Raw genomic sequence first — 16,902 nt, forward strand, 5'->3', positions numbered from 1 at the left:
GAGCCCCGGTCGCCCCGGACCCGTACAGACCATGATGTAGAGCCCATTTTTTCGCTTACGCGAAGGGCACGACCCTGAAAGAGGGATTGACGACAGTGCTCGACGTCAACTTCTTCGACGAGCTGCGGATCGGCCTGGCGACCGCGGACGACATCCGACAGTGGTCCCACGGTGAGGTCAAGAAGCCGGAGACCATCAACTACCGCACCCTCAAGCCGGAAAAGGACGGGCTCTTCTGCGAGAAGATCTTCGGTCCGACCCGGGACTGGGAGTGCTACTGCGGCAAGTACAAGCGTGTCCGGTTCAAGGGCATCATCTGCGAGCGCTGTGGCGTCGAGGTCACTCGCGCCAAGGTGCGCCGTGAGCGGATGGGCCACATCGAGCTGGCCGCCCCCGTCACGCACATCTGGTACTTCAAGGGCGTTCCGTCGCGGCTGGGCTACCTGCTCGACCTCGCCCCGAAGGACCTGGAAAAGGTCATCTACTTCGCCGCCTACATGATCACGTGGGTGGACGAGGAGCGCCGTACGCGCGACCTGCCCTCGCTGGAGGCGCACGTCTCCGTCGAGCGCCAGCAGATCGAGCAGCGCCGCGACGCGGACCTTGAGGCCCGCGCCAAGAAGCTGGAGACCGACCTCGCCGAGCTGGAGGCCGAGGGCGCCAAGGCCGACGTGCGCCGCAAGGTGCGCGAAGGCGCCGAGCGGGAGATGAAGCAGCTGCGCGACCGCGCGCAGCGCGAGATCGACCGCCTCGACGAGGTGTGGAGCCGCTTCAAGAACCTCAAGGTCCAGGACCTGGAGGGCGACGAGCTGCTCTACCGCGAGCTGCGTGACCGCTTCGGCACGTACTTCATGGGCGGCATGGGCGCTGCCGCGCTCCAGAAGCGCCTGGAGTCCTTCGACCTCGACGAAGAGGCCGAGAAGCTCCGCGAGATCATCCGTACCGGCAAGGGCCAGAAGAAGACCCGTGCGCTCAAGCGCCTGAAGGTCGTCTCCGCCTTCCTGCAGACCCGCAACAGCCCCAACGGCATGGTGCTGGACTGCATCCCGGTCATCCCGCCGGACCTGCGTCCGATGGTGCAGCTGGACGGTGGCCGCTTCGCGACCTCCGACCTGAACGACCTGTACCGCCGCGTGATCAACCGCAACAACCGCCTGAAGCGGCTTCTCGACCTCGGCGCGCCCGAGATCATCGTGAACAACGAGAAGCGCATGCTCCAGGAGGCCGTGGACGCGCTGTTCGACAACGGCCGTCGCGGCCGGCCGGTCACCGGTCCGGGCAACCGCCCGCTGAAGTCCCTGAGCGACATGCTCAAGGGCAAGCAGGGCCGGTTCCGTCAGAACCTGCTCGGCAAGCGTGTGGACTACTCCGCGCGTTCCGTGATCGTCGTCGGTCCGCAGCTGAAGCTGCACCAGTGCGGTCTGCCGAAGGCCATGGCGCTGGAGCTCTTCAAGCCGTTCGTGATGAAGCGCCTGGTCGACCTGAACCACGCGCAGAACATCAAGAGCGCCAAGCGGATGGTCGAGCGCGGCCGCACGGTCGTCTACGACGTCCTCGAAGAGGTCATCGCGGAGCACCCGGTCCTGCTGAACCGTGCGCCCACCCTGCACCGCCTCGGCATCCAGGCCTTCGAGCCGCAGCTGGTCGAGGGCAAGGCCATTCAGATTCACCCGCTCGTGTGCACCGCGTTCAACGCGGACTTCGACGGTGACCAGATGGCCGTGCACCTGCCGCTGTCCGCGGAGGCGCAGGCCGAGGCCCGCATCCTGATGCTGTCCTCGAACAACATCCTCAAGCCGGCCGACGGCCGTCCGGTCACCATGCCGACCCAGGACATGGTGCTGGGCCTGTTCTTCCTCACCACCGACGAGGCGGAGCGCGAGGTCATCGGTGAGGGCCGGTCCTTCGGGTCGGTCGCCGAGGCGATCATGGCCTTCGACAACCGGGAGCTGTCGCTCCAGGCGAAGGTCGACATCCGCTTCCCGATCGGCACCGTCCCGCCCCGCGGCTGGACCCCGCCGGCGCAGGAGGAGGGCGAGCCCGAGTGGCAGCAGGGTGACAGCTTCCGGCTGCGGACGACCCTGGGCCGCGCGCTCTTCAACGAGCTGCTGCCCGAGGACTACCCGTTCGTCGACTACTCGGTGGGCAAGAAGCAGCTCTCCGCGATCGTCAACGACCTGGCCGAGCGCTACCCCAAGGTCATCGTGGCGGCGACGCTGGACAACCTGAAGGCGGCCGGTTTCCACTGGGCGACCCGTTCCGGTGTCACCGTCGCGGTCTCGGACATCGTCGTGCCGGAGGCCAAGAAGGCCATCGTCGCGGGCTACGAGGCCCAGGACGAGAAGGTCCAGAAGCAGTACGAGCGCGGTCTGATCACCAAGGACGAGCGCACTCAGGAACTGATCAACATCTGGACCAAGGCGACCAACGAGGTCGCCGAGGCGATGAACGACAACTTCCCCAAGACGAACCCCATCTTCATGATGGTTGACTCGGGTGCCCGAGGAAACATGATGCAGATGCGGCAGATCGCCGGTATGCGTGGTCTGGTGTCGAACGCGAAGAACGAGACCATCCCGCGTCCGATCAAGGCGTCGTTCCGCGAGGGTCTGTCCGTGCTGGAGTACTTCATCTCCACCCACGGTGCCCGTAAGGGTCTCGCGGACACCGCCCTGCGTACCGCCGACTCGGGTTACCTGACCCGTCGTCTCGTGGACGTCTCGCAGGACGTCATCATCCGCGAGGAGGACTGCGGCACCGAGCGCGGTCTGAAGCTGCGGATCGCCAGCAAGGGCGCCGACGGTGTCCTGCGCAAGGCGGACGACGTCGAGTCCAGCGTGTACGCACGCATGCTGGCCGAGGACGTCGTGGTGGACGGCAAGGTCATCGGCCCCGCCAACGTCGACCTGGGCGATGTCCTCATCGACCAGCTCGTCGCGCACGGCGTCGAGGAGGTCAAGACCCGCTCGGTCCTGACCTGCGAGTCCGCCGTCGGCACCTGCGCCTTCTGCTACGGCCGCTCGCTGGCCACCGGCAAGCTGGTCGACATCGGTGAGGCGGTCGGCATCATCGCCGCCCAGTCCATCGGTGAGCCCGGCACCCAGCTGACGATGCGTACCTTCCACACCGGTGGTGTGGCGGGTGACGACATCACCCTGGGTCTGCCGCGTGTCGTCGAGCTCTTCGAGGCCCGTACGCCCAAGGGCGTCGCCCCGATCTCCGAGGCCGCCGGCCGCGTGCGGATCGAGGAGACCGAGAAGACCAAGAAGGTCGTCGTCACGCCGGACGACGGCAGCGACGAGACGGCGTACGGCGTCTCCAAGCGTGCCCGTCTGCTGGTGGGCGAGGGTGACCACGTCGAGGTCGGCCAGGCGCTGACCGTGGGTGCCGTCAACCCGCACGACGTGCTGCGCATCCTGGGCCAGCGTGCCGTCCAGGTCCACCTGGTCGGCGAGGTCCAGAAGGTCTACAACAACCAGGGCGTGGCGATCCACGACAAGCACATCGAGATCATCATCCGGCAGATGCTGCGCCGGGTGACGATCATCGAGTCCGGCGACGCGGAGCTGCTGCCGGGCGAGCTGGTGGAGCGTACGAAGTTCGAGAGCGAGAACCGTCGTGTGGTCCAGGAAGGCGGCCACCCGGCCTCCGGCCGTCCGCAGCTGATGGGTATCACCAAGGCTTCGCTGGCCACCGAGTCCTGGCTGTCGGCGGCGTCCTTCCAGGAGACGACCCGGGTGCTCACCGACGCGGCGATCAACGCCAAGTCGGACTCCCTGATCGGCCTCAAGGAGAACGTCATCATCGGTAAGCTCATCCCGGCCGGTACGGGCCTGTCCCGCTACCGCAACATCCGGGTGGAGCCCACCGAGGAGGCCAAGGCCGCGATGTACTCGGCCGTCGGTTACGACGACATCGACTACTCGCCCTTCGGCACCGGCTCCGGCCAGGCGGTCCCGCTGGAGGACTACGACTACGGTCCGTACAACCAGTAAGGGCCCGGCCCGGCCGATGGCCGGACCGGACACGCGCTGTGAGCGGCAGGGCGGTCACCCCTCGGGGTGGCCGCCCTGCGGCGTTGTGGGGCTGTTCACCCCGTCGGCGGCCCGCCGGTCCCGCTTGCGGCGGCCGCAGCGGTGTGGTGGCGTGCGCGGAATCATTCGCGGGGAACCGTGCGCTCTTCTGGCGCGTACTGAATGATGGGTGGTACTGCCTACTGTGGGGGAGGTGCTGAGAGTGGCGTTCCAGCCGTGGCAGGGTGGACAGCCGGCGCCGTGGCAAGGCGGACAGCCGGTCCAGGGCCCGGGCCAGGTCCCGGCGATGCGTGCGTCGCATGCCGACCGTGAGCGTGCGGTGGACGTACTGAAGGCCGGTTTCGCCGAGGGGCGGCTTCCGCAGCAGGAGTACGAGCAGCGCATCGGCCGGGCCTATCAGGCACAGACCCAGGCCGAGCTGCAGATGCTGGTGGCGGACCTGCCGCAGGGACCGATGCCGCAGCAGCAGTACGGGCCGCCGCCCGCGGTGCCGCCGGCGTTCATGCCGGTGCCGCCGGTGCTCGCGCCGACCAACGGTTCGGCGACGGGCGCGCTGGTGTGCGGCATCCTCGCCCCGGTGACGTGGGGCCTGACGTCGATACCCGCGGTGATCCTGGGGCACAAGGCGCGGGCCGAGATCCGCCGCACGGGGGAGCGCGGGGACGGCCAGGCGGTCGCCGGGCTGGTCCTGGGCTGGCTGGGGATCAGCGGCTGGCTGCTGTTCTTCATCCTGATGGTCTTCGTGGGGGCAGCGAACCTCTGAGGCCACGGCGGCGGGGTGCGCGAGGCGCCCGGGGAGCCGGGGGCCACACCGGGGCCGGGAGCGGCTCCGGGCGCCGTAGGGCGGCCGTCACGGCGCGCGCGGCGACGGTGGAGCCTTCTTCCGTACGGCCTCCGATCCCACTACGGTGGCCGCAGCGCCGGAGGAGTCCGGCGTGTCCTTCGCGTGTGCATTTGTTTTGACCGCAGCCCATGCGGTAGGTACGCTCTGACCTTGTGCCTGGGGTGTCCTCAGGCTGCCGTGCGTGCTCTCGTCCGTACGGAAGCCGGGTCTCGACACCGCAATCTGCCGCCGTCCTCGTTCCAGCGAGGGGTCTGCAGTATTCGACACACCCGACCGCGTGGGTCGGGGACTGTTCCAGGTTAGCTTTACCGAGACTGGCACACAGAAACCGGAGAAACGGTGCCTACGATCCAGCAGCTGGTCCGCAAGGGCCGGCAGGACAAGGTCGAGAAGAACAAGACGCCCGCACTGGAGGGTTCGCCCCAGCGCCGCGGCGTCTGCACGCGTGTTTTCACGACCACCCCGAAGAAGCCGAACTCGGCCCTGCGTAAGGTCGCGCGTGTGCGTCTGACCAGCGGCATCGAGGTCACCGCTTACATTCCGGGTGAGGGCCACAACCTGCAGGAGCACTCGATCGTGCTCGTGCGTGGCGGCCGTGTGAAGGACCTGCCGGGTGTTCGGTACAAGATCATCCGCGGCTCCCTCGACACGCAGGGCGTCAAGAACCGCAAGCAGGCTCGCAGCCGCTACGGCGCCAAGAAGGAGAAGTAAGAATGCCTCGTAAGGGCCCCGCCCCGAAGCGCCCGGTCATCATTGACCCGGTCTACAGCTCTCCTCTGGTGACCTCCCTCATCAACAAGGTCCTGCTGAACGGCAAGCGCTCCACCGCCGAGCGCATCGTTTACGGCGCCATGGAGGGTCTGCGTGAGAAGACCGGCAACGACCCGGTCATCACGCTGAAGCGCGCGCTGGAGAACATCAAGCCGACCCTCGAGGTCAAGTCCCGCCGTGTCGGTGGCGCGACCTACCAGGTCCCGGTCGAGGTCAAGCCCGGCCGCGCCGCCACGCTCTCGCTGCGCTGGCTCGTGGGCTACTCGCGCGCCCGTCGTGAGAAGACCATGACCGAGCGCCTCATGAACGAGCTGCTGGACGCCTCGAACGGCCTCGGCGCTTCGGTCAAGAAGCGCGAGGACACGCACAAGATGGCCGAGTCCAACAAGGCCTTCGCGCACTACCGCTGGTAGTCGCTACCCACATCGAGACCGAGAGAAGATTGAGCCACTATGGCTACCACTTCGCTTGACCTGGCCAAGGTCCGCAACATCGGGATCATGGCCCACATCGACGCGGGCAAGACGACCACCACCGAGCGGATCCTGTTCTACACCGGTGTCTCTTACAAGATCGGTGAGGTCCACGACGGCGCTGCCACGATGGACTGGATGGAGCAGGAGCAGGAGCGCGGCATCACGATCACGTCTGCCGCGACGACCTGCCACTGGCCGCTGAACAACGTCGACCACACCATCAACATCATCGACACCCCGGGCCACGTCGACTTCACCGTCGAGGTGGAGCGTTCGCTGCGCGTGCTCGACGGTGCGGTGACGGTGTTCGACGGCGTTGCCGGTGTTGAGCCGCAGTCCGAGACCGTCTGGCGTCAGGCCGACCGTTACGGCGTGCCGCGCATCTGCTTCGTGAACAAGCTCGACCGCACCGGTGCGGAGTTCCACCGCTGCGTCGACATGATCGTGGACCGCCTGGGCGCGACCCCGATCGTGATGCAGCTGCCGATCGGCACCGAGGCCGACTTCAAGGGCGTCATCGACCTCGTCTCCATGAAGGCGCTGGTCTGGTCCGCCGAGGCCGCCAAGGGCGAGATGTACGACACCGTCGACATCCCGGCCACGCACGCCGAGGCCGCCGACGAGTGGCGCGGCAAGCTGCTCGAGGCCGTCGCCGAGAACGACGAAGAGATGATGGAGCTGTACCTGGAGGGCCAGGAGCCCACCGTGGACCAGCTGCACGCGGCGATCCGCCGTATCACCATCAACTCGGGCAAGGGCGGCGACGTCACCGTCACCCCCGTGTTCTGCGGTACCGCGTTCAAGAACAAGGGCGTGCAGCCCCTGCTCGACGCGGTCGTGCGCTACCTGCCGTCGCCGCTGGACGTCGAGGGCATCGACGGCCACGCGGTCAACGACGCCGAGCAGGTCGTCACGCGCCGTCCCTCCGAGGACGAGCCGCTGGCCGCCCTCGCGTTCAAGATTGCGAGCGACCCCCACCTGGGCAAGCTCACCTTCATCCGGGTGTACTCGGGCCGCCTCGAGGCCGGCTCGCAGGTCACCAACTCGGTGAAGGGCAAGAAGGAGCGCATCGGCAAGATCTACCGGATGCACGCGAACAAGCGTGAGGAGATCGAGTCGGTGGGTGCCGGTGACATCGTCGCCGTCATGGGTCTGAAGCAGACCACCACCGGTGAGACCCTCTGCGACCCGTCGAACCAGGTCATCCTGGAGTCGATGGAGTTCCCGGCCCCGGTCATCCAGGTCGCCATCGAGCCCAAGTCCAAGGGTGACCAGGAGAAGCTGGGTGTCGCCATCCAGCGTCTCGCCGAGGAGGACCCGTCCTTCCAGGTCCACACGGACGAGGAGACCGGTCAGACCATCATCGCGGGTATGGGCGAGCTGCACCTCGACGTGCTGGTCGACCGTATGAAGCGCGAGTTCCGGGTCGAGGCGAACGTCGGCAAGCCGCAGGTCGCGTACCGCGAGACCCTGCGCAAGGCCGTCGAGCGCCTGGACTACACGCACAAGAAGCAGACTGGTGGTTCCGGCCAGTTCGCGAAGGTGCAGATCGCCCTTGAGCCGCTCGAGGGTGACGGGTACGAGTTCGAGAACAAGGTCACCGGTGGCCGTATCCCGCGGGAGTACATCCCGTCCGTGGACGCGGGCTGCCAGGAGGCCATGGAGTTCGGCGTGCTCGCCGGCTACCCGCTGACCGGCGTCAAGGTCGTGCTTCTCGACGGTGCGTTCCACGAGGTCGACTCGTCCGAGATGGCCTTCAAGATCGCCGGTTCGATGGCCTTCAAGGAGGCCGCCCGCAAGGCCAGCCCGGCCCTGCTGGAGCCGATGATGAAGGTCGAGGTGACGACGCCCGAGGACTACATGGGTGACGTCATCGGCGACATCAACTCGCGTCGCGGTCAGATCCAGTCCATGGAGGACCGCCACGGCGCCAAGCTCGTCACGGGCCTGGTTCCGCTCTCGGAGATGTTCGGCTACGTCGGAGACCTCCGCAGCAAGACCTCGGGTCGCGCAAGCTACTCGATGCAGTTCGACTCCTACGCCGAGGTTCCGCGGAACGTCGCCGAGGAGATCATCGCGAAGGCCAAGGGCGAGTAGTACCGGCTCGCACGAGTCGCAAGACGCTTTAGGCTTGACACCGTCTGCCGGGGCCCGTCCCCGCCACCCGCGAGGGGGCCCCGGCGGCCGGCATCCCAGCAAAGATCACCTGGCGCCGATGAGTAAGGCGTACAGAACCACTTCAGGAGGACCCAGTGGCGAAGGCGAAGTTCGAGCGGACTAAGCCGCACGTCAACATCGGCACCATCGGTCACATCGACCACGGTAAGACGACCCTCACGGCCGCCATTACCAAGGTGCTGCACGACGCGTTCCCGGACCTGAACGAGGCCTCGGCCTTCGACATGATCGACAAGGCGCCCGAGGAGCGCCAGCGCGGTATCACCATCTCCATCGCGCACGTCGAGTACCAGACGGAGAACCGTCACTACGCCCACGTTGACTGCCCCGGTCACGCGGACTACATCAAGAACATGATCACCGGTGCCGCCCAGATGGACGGCGCGATCCTCGTGGTCGCGGCGACCGACGGCCCGATGCCGCAGACCAAGGAGCACGTGCTCCTGGCCCGCCAGGTCGGCGTGCCCTACATCGTGGTGGCCCTGAACAAGGCCGACATGGTGGACGACGAGGAGATCCTGGAGCTCGTCGAGCTCGAGGTCCGTGAGCTCCTCTCGGAGTACGAGTTCCCGGGCGACGACGTTCCGGTCGTCAAGGTCTCCGCGCTCAAGGCGCTGGAGGGCGACAAGGAGTGGGGCGAGTCGGTCCTCAAGCTCATGGCCGCGGTCGACGAGTCGATCCCGCAGCCCGAGCGTGACGTCGACAAGCCGTTCCTGATGCCGATCGAGGACGTCTTCACGATCACCGGCCGTGGCACCGTTGTCACCGGTCGTATCGAGCGTGGTGTCCTCAAGGTCAACGAGACCGTCGACATCATCGGCATCAAGACCGAGAAGACCACCACCACGGTCACCGGCATCGAGATGTTCCGCAAGCTGCTCGACGAGGGCCAGGCCGGTGAGAACGTCGGTCTGCTGCTCCGCGGCATCAAGCGCGAGGACGTCGAGCGCGGCCAGGTCATCATCAAGCCGGGCTCGGTCACCCCGCACACGGAGTTCGAGGCGCAGGCGTACATCCTGTCGAAGGACGAGGGTGGCCGCCACACCCCGTTCTTCAACAACTACCGCCCGCAGTTCTACTTCCGTACCACCGACGTGACCGGCGTCGTGACCCTCCCCGAGGGCACCGAGATGGTCATGCCGGGCGACAACACCGAGATGTCGGTCCAGCTGATCCAGCCGGTCGCCATGGAGGAGGGCCTGAAGTTCGCCATCCGTGAGGGTGGCCGGACCGTCGGCGCCGGCCAGGTCACCAAGATCGTCAAGTAATTCTGACGGTCGGGGAGACCCGGCAGCTCTTGCGAGCGCTCTGAGGAGCCCCGCTCACCTTCGGGTGAGCGGGGCTTCTCGCTGTTCGGGGGCGGGCTCTTCTGCTGAGCTCGCCGGCTGCTTAGCATGTGCGGGTCGGCGCGTACCCGATCGGGACGCGACCCTCTTCCCGGAAGTGACGCCATGCTGCGCACCATGTTCAAGTCCAAGATCCACCGTGCCACCGTCACCCAGGCGGACCTGCACTACGTCGGCTCCGTGACGGTCGACGCCGACCTGCTGGACGCCGCCGACCTGCTGCCCGGCGAGCTGGTCCACATCGTCGACATCACCAACGGCGCGCGCCTGGAGACGTACCTCATCGAGGGCGAGCGCGGCTCCGGCGTCGTGGGCATCAACGGCGCCGCCGCGCATCTCGTCCACCCCGGCGACCTCGTGATCCTCATCAGCTACGCCCAGGTGGACGACGCCGAGGCCCGCACGCTGCGCCCGCGCGTCGTGCACGTGGACGCGGACAACCGCATCGTCGCCGTCGGCACGGACGCGTCGGAGCCGGTGCCCGGGGGGAAGGCCGAGCGCAGCCCGCAGGCGGTCGTACGGGCAGGGGGAGCCGTCTAGGGGCGGACCCCGCGCCTGCGGGACGGCGGGGCTCACGGCGGTACCGGCCGCGTGGGGAAGCCGAAGGCCATCCGGTCGCAGGCCGGCCCCGTGGCGTCGAAGTTGAGGCGGCGCATCACGCGGGGCATGCCGGCCGGGATGGGGGTCCTGCCGTGGACCACGGCCGTGTTGTCGGCGATCAGTACGTCGCCGACGGCGAGTTTGAAGCTCAGCCGGTTGGCGGGGGCGGCGAAGAACCGGCACAGCTCCGCGTACTGGTCCCGGACGTCCGCGCGCGGGACGACCCGCGAGGCGCCGTCCGCCATCCGGAACCTCAGCGTGCAGACGCCGTCCCGGCGACGGAACAGCGGCTGGGTGCTGGTCTGGTCGGTGCGGGTGATCGTCAGCGCGTCGGGCTCGGCCAGCGCGTCCCGCCGGCCGGGGAAGTGCCGCGCCAGGTGCTCGTAGGCGGCCTGGGCGCTGGCCAGGACGGACAGGCCGCCGCGTACGGCGGGCCGGACGCACTGGAGCGTCATCAGGGTTTCGGGGCGGTCGCGGAACGCGCCGTCGGTGTGCAGCAGGTGCTCCATGCGGCTGGAGCCGAGGAAGCCGGCGACCGGCCGGGCCGGGCTGATCGGCACGATCCCGTCGTCGTCCGCGCGCGGGTGCGGCACCGGGGCGCCGAAGCGCCGGCGCAGGCTGAGCAGGTCCTGGCGGCTCCTGGCCCGCTCGGCGCAGCGCAGGATCGCGAAGCCGTACCGGTTGAACGCGGCCAGCATCTCGCGTTCCTGCGCGGCCGACATGCAGCACATCGAGGGCACCCGGACGATCTGCGCGGCCACGGACAGTCCGGAGCCGAACGGGCGGCGCAGGTCAGGTGGCGCCATGGCCGGTGGCCTCCGGTCGCGGGGCCGGGGTGAGGGTGGCGAGCCAGCCGCGCAGTACGGCGGCGGCCATCCGTTCGGTGGCGGCGCGGTCGTACCGTACGTCGCCGGGCGCGGCCCCGAGGCCGTCGGGGCGGCGGTGGTGGAAGGCCGTGACGGCCTGGTCGTCGGCCGGGTACTCGGCTCCGGTCTCCATCCGGAGCATGATCTTGGCGAGCAGGGCGGTGGCCTTGTAGAGCACCCGCAGGTCCGGTTCGGCGAGCAGGAGCTGTTTGCGGAGGGTGACGGCGGCCTGGACGCCGTCGCGCACACTGACGTCGGCGTACGTGACGGCGTCCGGTACGGGCAGGGCGAGGCCGGGGGCGCACCAGAGGGGCGCGAGGGCGCCCGCGCCGCTGAGGGTGAGGACGTGCAGCAGGCGCGGCGGCAGGGCGCCCGCGCGGAACTCGTCCTCGGTGAGGACCGTCATGGTCATCCGGACTCCGTCCAGCGCCGGTGCCAGCTCCGTGCGGACGCTCCGGAGCCGGGGGAGGGCGTCCTGCGGCGCCAGGACGAGGACGTCCAGGTCGCTCCAGCCGTGCCGGTACGTGCCCCGGGCCGCGCTGCCGGTCACGGCGACCAGGTCCACGGCCGTACCGGGCCGGGAGAGCCGTTCGCGCAGGTCGCGCAGGTACGTCCCGAGGCAGCTCGGGAGGTTCAGGCTGTGCACGGACACGGGCTTGAGCGGCCGGAACGTCCAGGCGGTGTCGAAGGCGAGGCGGTCCAGGTGCCGCTGGAGGCGCAACCGGGGCCAGGGGGCGGCGGCGCGCTGAGCGGCGGGTTCGGGTGTGGCGTCCTCGGGGGCGGCGCACGGGGTGGAGCCGGCGGGGGCGAGGGTGTGTGGGGCGGGAGCGTGCGGCGCGGCGGCGGGTCCCGTACCGGGCTCGGGGTGTACGGCGCGCAGCCGGTCGCCGAAGAGTTTGCGCAGCTCTTCGACGGTGGCCCGGTCGCGTACGGGCTCGATGCTCACGCGGTCGAGGAACGGGTGCGCGGCGCAGTAGCGGTCGAGGCCGTCGGCGATGCGTTCGGCCAGGGCGGTGGCATCGCCGGTGTCCCGTACGGCCGGGTCGTGCGACGCGGCGGCGAGGTGAGCGGCGTTGAGCCGGGCGTAGCCGCGGCGGGTGCGCAGGTACTCTCCGGCGGCGTCGCGCGCGTGCTCGCAGTCGCCGCCCAGAGCCGCCACCCGTACCCGGGAGAGCGCGCACTCCGAAATCGTGGGGTACAGCCGGTGCAGGCGCTGCCGTAGTTCGTGCTGCACGTCGATCGCGGGCCGGTCGCCGACGACGACGGCCGCGTCGAACCGTCCCTCGTCGAGGAGGCGGTTGATCTGCTCGTGCAGCCGCCGCTGGTAGTACTCCAGAAGGCTGTCGGGGGCCGGGGACCGGGCCAGGCCGTGCGCGGCGCTCTGGGCGGGGTCCTCGTCGTGCAGCAGGACGACGCCGTATTCGGTGTCCTCGGAGGCGCGCAGTGCGGTGCGGTAGGGCGCCAGTACCGCGCGCGCTTCGCGGGCCGCCCGCGCCGTACCGCACCGCTCGCGTACGGCCGCGACGGCAGCGAGCGTCGCTTCCAGCATGGGCAGGCCCTGCCGTACGCAGCGCAGGTCCCCACTGCCCCGGGGCCGCCGGGCGCGGGCCAGGTAGGCGGAGGCGAGAACGTCCGCCAGCTCCTGGTAGGACGCGCCGTCGAGCCACCATCCGGTGGCCTCCGTGCCACTCAGGGCGGGCCATCGGGAGGCGTAGGTCTCCGCGGGGGCGGGGGTGTCGATCTGCGGGGTGCGGCGGGCGAGCATGCGGAGCTGGGTGTCCTTGCCCACGTACGCCGGTCCGCTCACGGCGATGACCCGGTGTGCTGCCGGTGGGCGGTCTTCGGCCGGTGGGTTCAGGGGCATGGTGTTTCCTCCGGAGGTGCACGGTCGGACGGGATCCGGGATTTCGGCATGAGGCGGTGCGGTGCGTTTCTTTTCCGTACGGGTGTTTTCGTGGGACGGGCCAGGTGGACGAATGACGGTGACCGCCTCGCGGATCTCGGTAATTGCCGATAGCGCGGTCTGCGGGGTGCTGCGCATACGGGGGCTAATACCGGCTGTGCGGAATTGGCCGCGGCCCGCGGCCGGGGTTCACGTCTTCGCGGCCGAATCCGCGTCGCCGTCCGACCTTGTTTCCGCCCCGCACTCCGGTCCGACGCCGGGCTGCGTGCCCGCCGCCGTGTCCGTTTCCGGCTCCGCCGCCGGACGGGAGAGCGCGCAGCCGACGACGCCGGCCGCCGCGAGCGAGGTCAGGCCGCCGGTGAGGAAGCCGGCGCGGGGCCCGCAGGTCTCGGTGACCCAGCCGACGGCCGGCGCGGCCACCGGCGTGCCGCCCACGAACGCGATCTTGAAAAGGCTCATCACCCGGCCCCGCGTCGCGGCGTCCGCGGTGAGCTGGACGTGCGCGTTGGCGGTGGCGGTGACGACCAGGCCGGCCATGCCGACCGGGACCAGCAGGGCCGCGAACAGCCACAGGGCGGGCGCCAGTGCGGCGGCCGTCTCCAGCGCGCCGAACAGCAGCGCCGCCGTGGTCAGCACCCGCCGCGGCGGCGCGAGGCTGCGCGCCGCCCACAGCGCCCCCGCCACCGCACCCGCCGCCAGCAGTGAGTTGAGCAGGCCGTACACGCCGGAGCCGGTACGGAAGACCTGCACGGTGAACGTGGTCAGCCAGACCGGGAAGTTGAATCCGAACGTACCGACGAAGGCGACCAGCACGATCGGCCACAGCAGGCCGGGATCGCGCCGGACCTGCCGCAGCGTCGCCCTGACCTGGCCGCTGCCGTGCGGCGCGCGCTCGGCCGGGTGCATCTCGGCGGGGCGCATGAGCAGCAGGGCGGCGAGGGGCGCGAGGTAGGAGACGGCGTTGAGGAGGAAGGCCCAGCCGATGCCCACCACCGTGATCACCAGGCCGGCGACGGCCGGGCCGACCAGCCGCGCGGTCTGGAAGACGGCGGAATTCAGGCTGACCGCGTTGCGCAGGTGCTCCGGACCGACCAGTTCGCAGACGAACGCCTGCCGGGCGGGGGCGTCCGCGACGGACACCAGGCCGAGCACGGCCGCCATGACGTACACGTGCCAGGGGCGCACCTGGCCGGACAGCACCAGTACGGCCAGGACCAGCCCCGTCGTGCCGAGCGCGGCCTGGGTGTGGAGCAGCAGCCGGCGCATGGGCAGCCGGTCGGCGATCAGGCCGCCGTGCAGCCCGAGGAGCAGCATGGGCGCGTACTGGAGCCCGATGGTCAGGCCGACGGCGGCGGGGGAGCCGGTCAGCTCGACGACCAGCCAGTCCTGGGCGATGCGCTGCATCCAGGTGCCGGTGTGGGAGACGGCCTGTCCGGCGGCGAACAGCCGGTAGTTGCGGATGCGCAGCGAGCCGAACGTCGTCGTGGCGCGGCGCGCCGGGCCGTCCTCGGGGCGGGGCGGGAGGGAGGCGGCGGCGGGGCCCGGTGCTCCGGTCACGCCCGCCGCCCTCGTACGGGGGCGTGGTCCGGGTGTCTCCCGTACGCGGGGGTGTGATTCGGGGGTCTTCCGTACGTGGGGGTGTGGTCCGGTGGTCTTCCGTACGCGGGCGCGGGATTTCTCTCTCCGTGGCACGACCGGCGTCCGTGGAAAGAACGGTGTCTGGAGCGGGTGCGGCCGCCGCGCCGGAAAGGACGTCCGGAAAGGGGACGCTGCATGAAATCCTCCTTTCTGCTCGCCCGGTCGACATGGTTCAGGATTCCCCCGGGGGTGCGGCGTAGTCGCCGGAGGCGCAGCTTCAGCCGGAAGGCTTCCATTTCTTGTGAGCTGTAGGATTTTGGGGCCGATGCGCGACGGCGTGTTTCGGTCCGCGCCGGATATTCTTCTGCGCTCGGCGCCCGGGGAGCGTACGGCGGTGCGCGGACGTGAGCCGGAGCGGGGGAGCGGAGTGCGCCGCGCCCCGCGCCGCGCGGTGCGGAAGTTCGGGTCGCGGGTGCGGCGCGCACGAAAAGGCGAGGGACCTTCCGTCATTTGGAGTAACGTACTGATGTCGGAGCGTCACCGCCCGGGGAGGGGCGGCTCGCGCCGAGGGGGTCGGGCGTCGCCAGGAAGTCCAGTCGGCACCAGAGGAGTCAGCCTCTCGTGGTACTTGCTCACCCCGTCACCCGTGCCGCGCCGCGGAGCTCCGGCCCAGTGCCGCGGAGCACCGGCTCCGCGCCGCAGGGCACCGGCTCCGCGCCCGCCCCGAAGCCGCGCGTGCGCCGCGGGCCGCCGGTGCCCTCCGTGCGCGCCGACAGGCGGTGACCGGGTGGTCGGCAGCGAGATCAGGCCCTGCGATCACCCCAAGAAGGACGTACGGCGGGTGCTGGAGAAGTGGGCGGCCCGTGGCTGGACGCTGCGCAAGGACGGGCACTGGGGGCGGCTCTACTGCCCGTGCGCGGGGCGCTGCACGGTCATCCCGGTGGCGGGCACGCCGCGCAGCGCCACCGCGCACGCGCGTGTGATCGACCGGCTGGCGGCGCGGTGTCCGCTGCCGGACGACGCGGCGAACCGCAGTCTGACGGGGATGCCGCGCGGCGAAGCGTGACCACTGCGTCAACTGAGGTGGGCCGGTGGTGACCGTGCGTTTTACGACGGCTGCCCGTGCAGGGTGCGACAGGTTTTGTCATGCTTTGTCTGTTGACGAACGACAACAGACCTGCAACCCTGCCCAAGGACTAGGGGGACGCCGCCATGGACTTCGACTTCACCTTCGTCGTCACGGGCGCGACCGTCGACGACCCGGACGCCGTCGACGCGCTGCGCGACACCTGCGACGCCCTCCTGGCGCGGGCCGGCGGCACCGACCTGCTCAGCATCACCTGGCCCGGCGACTGCGCGGTCCGGGCCGCGCTCGAAGCGGCCTCGGCGGCGCGCGCCGCGGTGCCGCGCCTGCGGGTGCGCCGCCTCGACCGCGACCTGGTCGGCATACACGAGATCGCCGAGCGCACGGGCCGCTCCCGGCAGAACGTCGCCCAGTGGGTCGCCGGGGTGCGCAAGGCCCAGGGCGCCCCGTTCCCGGCCGCCGAGGGGACGGTCGGACGTTCCCAGGCCTGGCTGTGGTCGGAGGTCAACCGCTGGCTCGCGGCGTACGGTCTCGACGACGGGGCGGCCCACCCCACGCGCGAGGAGATGGCGGAGATCGACGTGGCGCTGGCCGGCCGGGTGTCGCTGACGTTCCGGTTCGCTGCGACCACGGGCTTCCAGGAGGGGCGGCAGCGCGTCATCGACGAGCTGCGCAACCGCCACATAAACCGGTTCCTGGGCATACTGGCGGGCTTCGAGGGGACCACCGACGAGCACGGCGACCACGTCCTGGTGGTGGCCGACGGGCGCGAACCGGCCCGCGGGGTCATGGAGCGGGTGGCGCAGTTCCCGCACGACGTGGTGCTGGTGACCGAGACCGATCAGTTCACGGTCACCGTGCTCGCCAGCCGCGGCCCGGACCGTTCGGGCCGCGTCGTCCCCGTACCCGGCACGGCGACGGTCGGCGAGTGGCTGCGCCAGATCCGCGACTTCCCGCACGCGACCTTCGCCGTGGAGGGTGACGACCGTCACGCGGAGGAGTCCGCCCGTATCCAGTGGCAGCTGGCGATCGCGGCGTGAGGGCGGGCCCGTGAGGGCCCTGGTGGCGGCCCGTCCCGGCGCGCCGGAGGCGGGTCCGTGCATCCGGAGGGTGCGGCGCGGTGTACGATCTCCCGCTCGATTGGCAGCGCCCGCCGCTGATGTGGCACACTGTCCAGGTTGCTCGGTTGAGTGCCGATGCTGCGCGCCTCCCGCCGGGGGGA

12 protein-coding genes are annotated in these 16,902 nt (G+C 70.0%); 9 read left to right on the plus strand and 3 right to left on the minus strand.

Annotation, left to right across the window (positions count from 1 at the left end; translation table 11 throughout):
* The first annotated feature begins 95 nt into the window (after window positions 1-95).
* From OEIGOIKO_RS23175 to panD, 7 genes are all read left to right on the plus strand, one after another.
* Window positions 96-3,995 carry a DNA-directed RNA polymerase subunit beta' gene (locus tag OEIGOIKO_RS23175; RefSeq protein WP_125058884.1) on the plus strand — a complete coding sequence of 1,300 codons (3,900 nt, stop codon included), beginning with the start codon at window positions 96-98 and terminating at the stop codon, window positions 3,993-3,995.
* 325 nt (window positions 3,996-4,320) lie between these two features.
* Window positions 4,321-4,797, plus strand: coding sequence for a DUF1707 and DUF4190 domain-containing protein (locus OEIGOIKO_RS23180; protein ID WP_125055649.1), 477 nt, complete (start codon window positions 4,321-4,323; stop codon window positions 4,795-4,797).
* 420 nt (window positions 4,798-5,217) lie between these two features.
* A complete protein-coding gene (gene rpsL, locus OEIGOIKO_RS23185) occupies window positions 5,218-5,589 on the plus strand; it encodes a 30S ribosomal protein S12 (RefSeq protein ID WP_003948652.1) in 372 nt (123 codons plus the stop codon).
* 2 nt (window positions 5,590-5,591) lie between these two features.
* Window positions 5,592-6,062, plus strand: a complete 471-nt coding sequence (gene rpsG, locus OEIGOIKO_RS23190; RefSeq protein ID WP_030017001.1) for a 30S ribosomal protein S7 — start codon at window positions 5,592-5,594, stop codon at window positions 6,060-6,062.
* 39 nt (window positions 6,063-6,101) lie between these two features.
* On the plus strand, window positions 6,102-8,222 hold the full coding sequence (gene fusA / locus OEIGOIKO_RS23195) for an elongation factor G (protein ID WP_125055650.1): 2,121 nt from the start codon (window positions 6,102-6,104) through the stop codon (window positions 8,220-8,222).
* A 155-nt stretch (window positions 8,223-8,377) separates the two neighbouring features.
* A complete protein-coding gene (gene tuf / locus OEIGOIKO_RS23200) occupies window positions 8,378-9,571 on the plus strand; it encodes an elongation factor Tu (RefSeq protein ID WP_031003027.1) in 1,194 nt (397 codons plus the stop codon).
* A gap of 183 nt (window positions 9,572-9,754) precedes the next feature.
* Window positions 9,755-10,189: an aspartate 1-decarboxylase gene (panD, locus tag OEIGOIKO_RS23205; protein ID WP_125055651.1), complete on the plus strand. Its 435-nt coding sequence runs from the start codon at window positions 9,755-9,757 to the stop codon at window positions 10,187-10,189.
* Between the two features lie 32 nt (window positions 10,190-10,221).
* Here the strand turns inward: panD and OEIGOIKO_RS23210 are convergent, their stop codons facing one another.
* From OEIGOIKO_RS23210 to OEIGOIKO_RS23220, 3 genes are all read right to left on the minus strand, one after another.
* Window positions 10,222-11,055, minus strand: a complete 834-nt coding sequence (locus OEIGOIKO_RS23210) for a TauD/TfdA family dioxygenase (RefSeq protein WP_125055652.1) — start codon at window positions 11,053-11,055, stop codon at window positions 10,222-10,224.
* Window positions 11,042-12,979 carry a nucleotidyltransferase domain-containing protein gene (locus OEIGOIKO_RS23215; RefSeq protein WP_125055653.1) on the minus strand — a complete coding sequence of 646 codons (1,938 nt, stop codon included), beginning with the start codon at window positions 12,977-12,979 and terminating at the stop codon, window positions 11,042-11,044. The genes OEIGOIKO_RS23210 and OEIGOIKO_RS23215 overlap by 14 nt, the downstream gene beginning before the upstream one ends.
* 228 nt (window positions 12,980-13,207) lie before the next feature.
* The gene (locus tag OEIGOIKO_RS23220; protein WP_246177497.1) at window positions 13,208-14,575 is read right to left on the minus strand and encodes an MFS transporter; all 1,368 of its coding nucleotides are present in this window, start codon (window positions 14,573-14,575) and stop codon (window positions 13,208-13,210) included.
* Window positions 14,576-15,383: 808 nt separating this feature from the next.
* Here OEIGOIKO_RS23220 and OEIGOIKO_RS23225 point away from each other — a divergent pair.
* Window positions 15,384-15,662 (plus strand): hypothetical protein, encoded by a 279-nt coding sequence (locus OEIGOIKO_RS23225; protein ID WP_125055655.1) that lies wholly within the window; start codon window positions 15,384-15,386, stop codon window positions 15,660-15,662.
* A 146-nt stretch (window positions 15,663-15,808) separates the two neighbouring features.
* A complete protein-coding gene (locus OEIGOIKO_RS23230) occupies window positions 15,809-16,720 on the plus strand; it encodes a helix-turn-helix transcriptional regulator (RefSeq protein WP_125055656.1) in 912 nt (303 codons plus the stop codon).
* The last annotated feature ends 182 nt before the right edge of the window (window positions 16,721-16,902 follow it).

This window comes from Streptomyces paromomycinus, assembly GCF_003865155.1.
Taxonomy (GTDB): Bacteria; Actinomycetota; Actinomycetes; order Streptomycetales; family Streptomycetaceae; genus Streptomyces; species Streptomyces chrestomyceticus.

Coding starts and splice junctions, on each gene's coding strand:
- OEIGOIKO_RS23180 (WP_125055649.1), top strand. CDS start 4,321: ATGCGTGCGTCGCATGCCGACCGTGAGCGTGCGGTGGACGTACTGAAG.
- rpsG (WP_030017001.1), top strand. CDS start 5,592: ATGCCTCGTAAGGGCCCCGCCCCGAAGCGCCCGGTCATCATTGACCCG.
- fusA (WP_125055650.1), top strand. CDS start 6,102: ATGGCTACCACTTCGCTTGACCTGGCCAAGGTCCGCAACATCGGGATC.
- panD (WP_125055651.1), top strand. CDS start 9,755: ATGCTGCGCACCATGTTCAAGTCCAAGATCCACCGTGCCACCGTCACC.
- OEIGOIKO_RS23210 (WP_125055652.1), bottom strand. CDS start 11,055: ATGGCGCCACCTGACCTGCGCCGCCCGTTCGGCTCCGGACTGTCCGTG.
- OEIGOIKO_RS23215 (WP_125055653.1), bottom strand. CDS start 12,979: ATGCCCCTGAACCCACCGGCCGAAGACCGCCCACCGGCAGCACACCGG.
- OEIGOIKO_RS23230 (WP_125055656.1), top strand. CDS start 15,809: ATGGACTTCGACTTCACCTTCGTCGTCACGGGCGCGACCGTCGACGAC.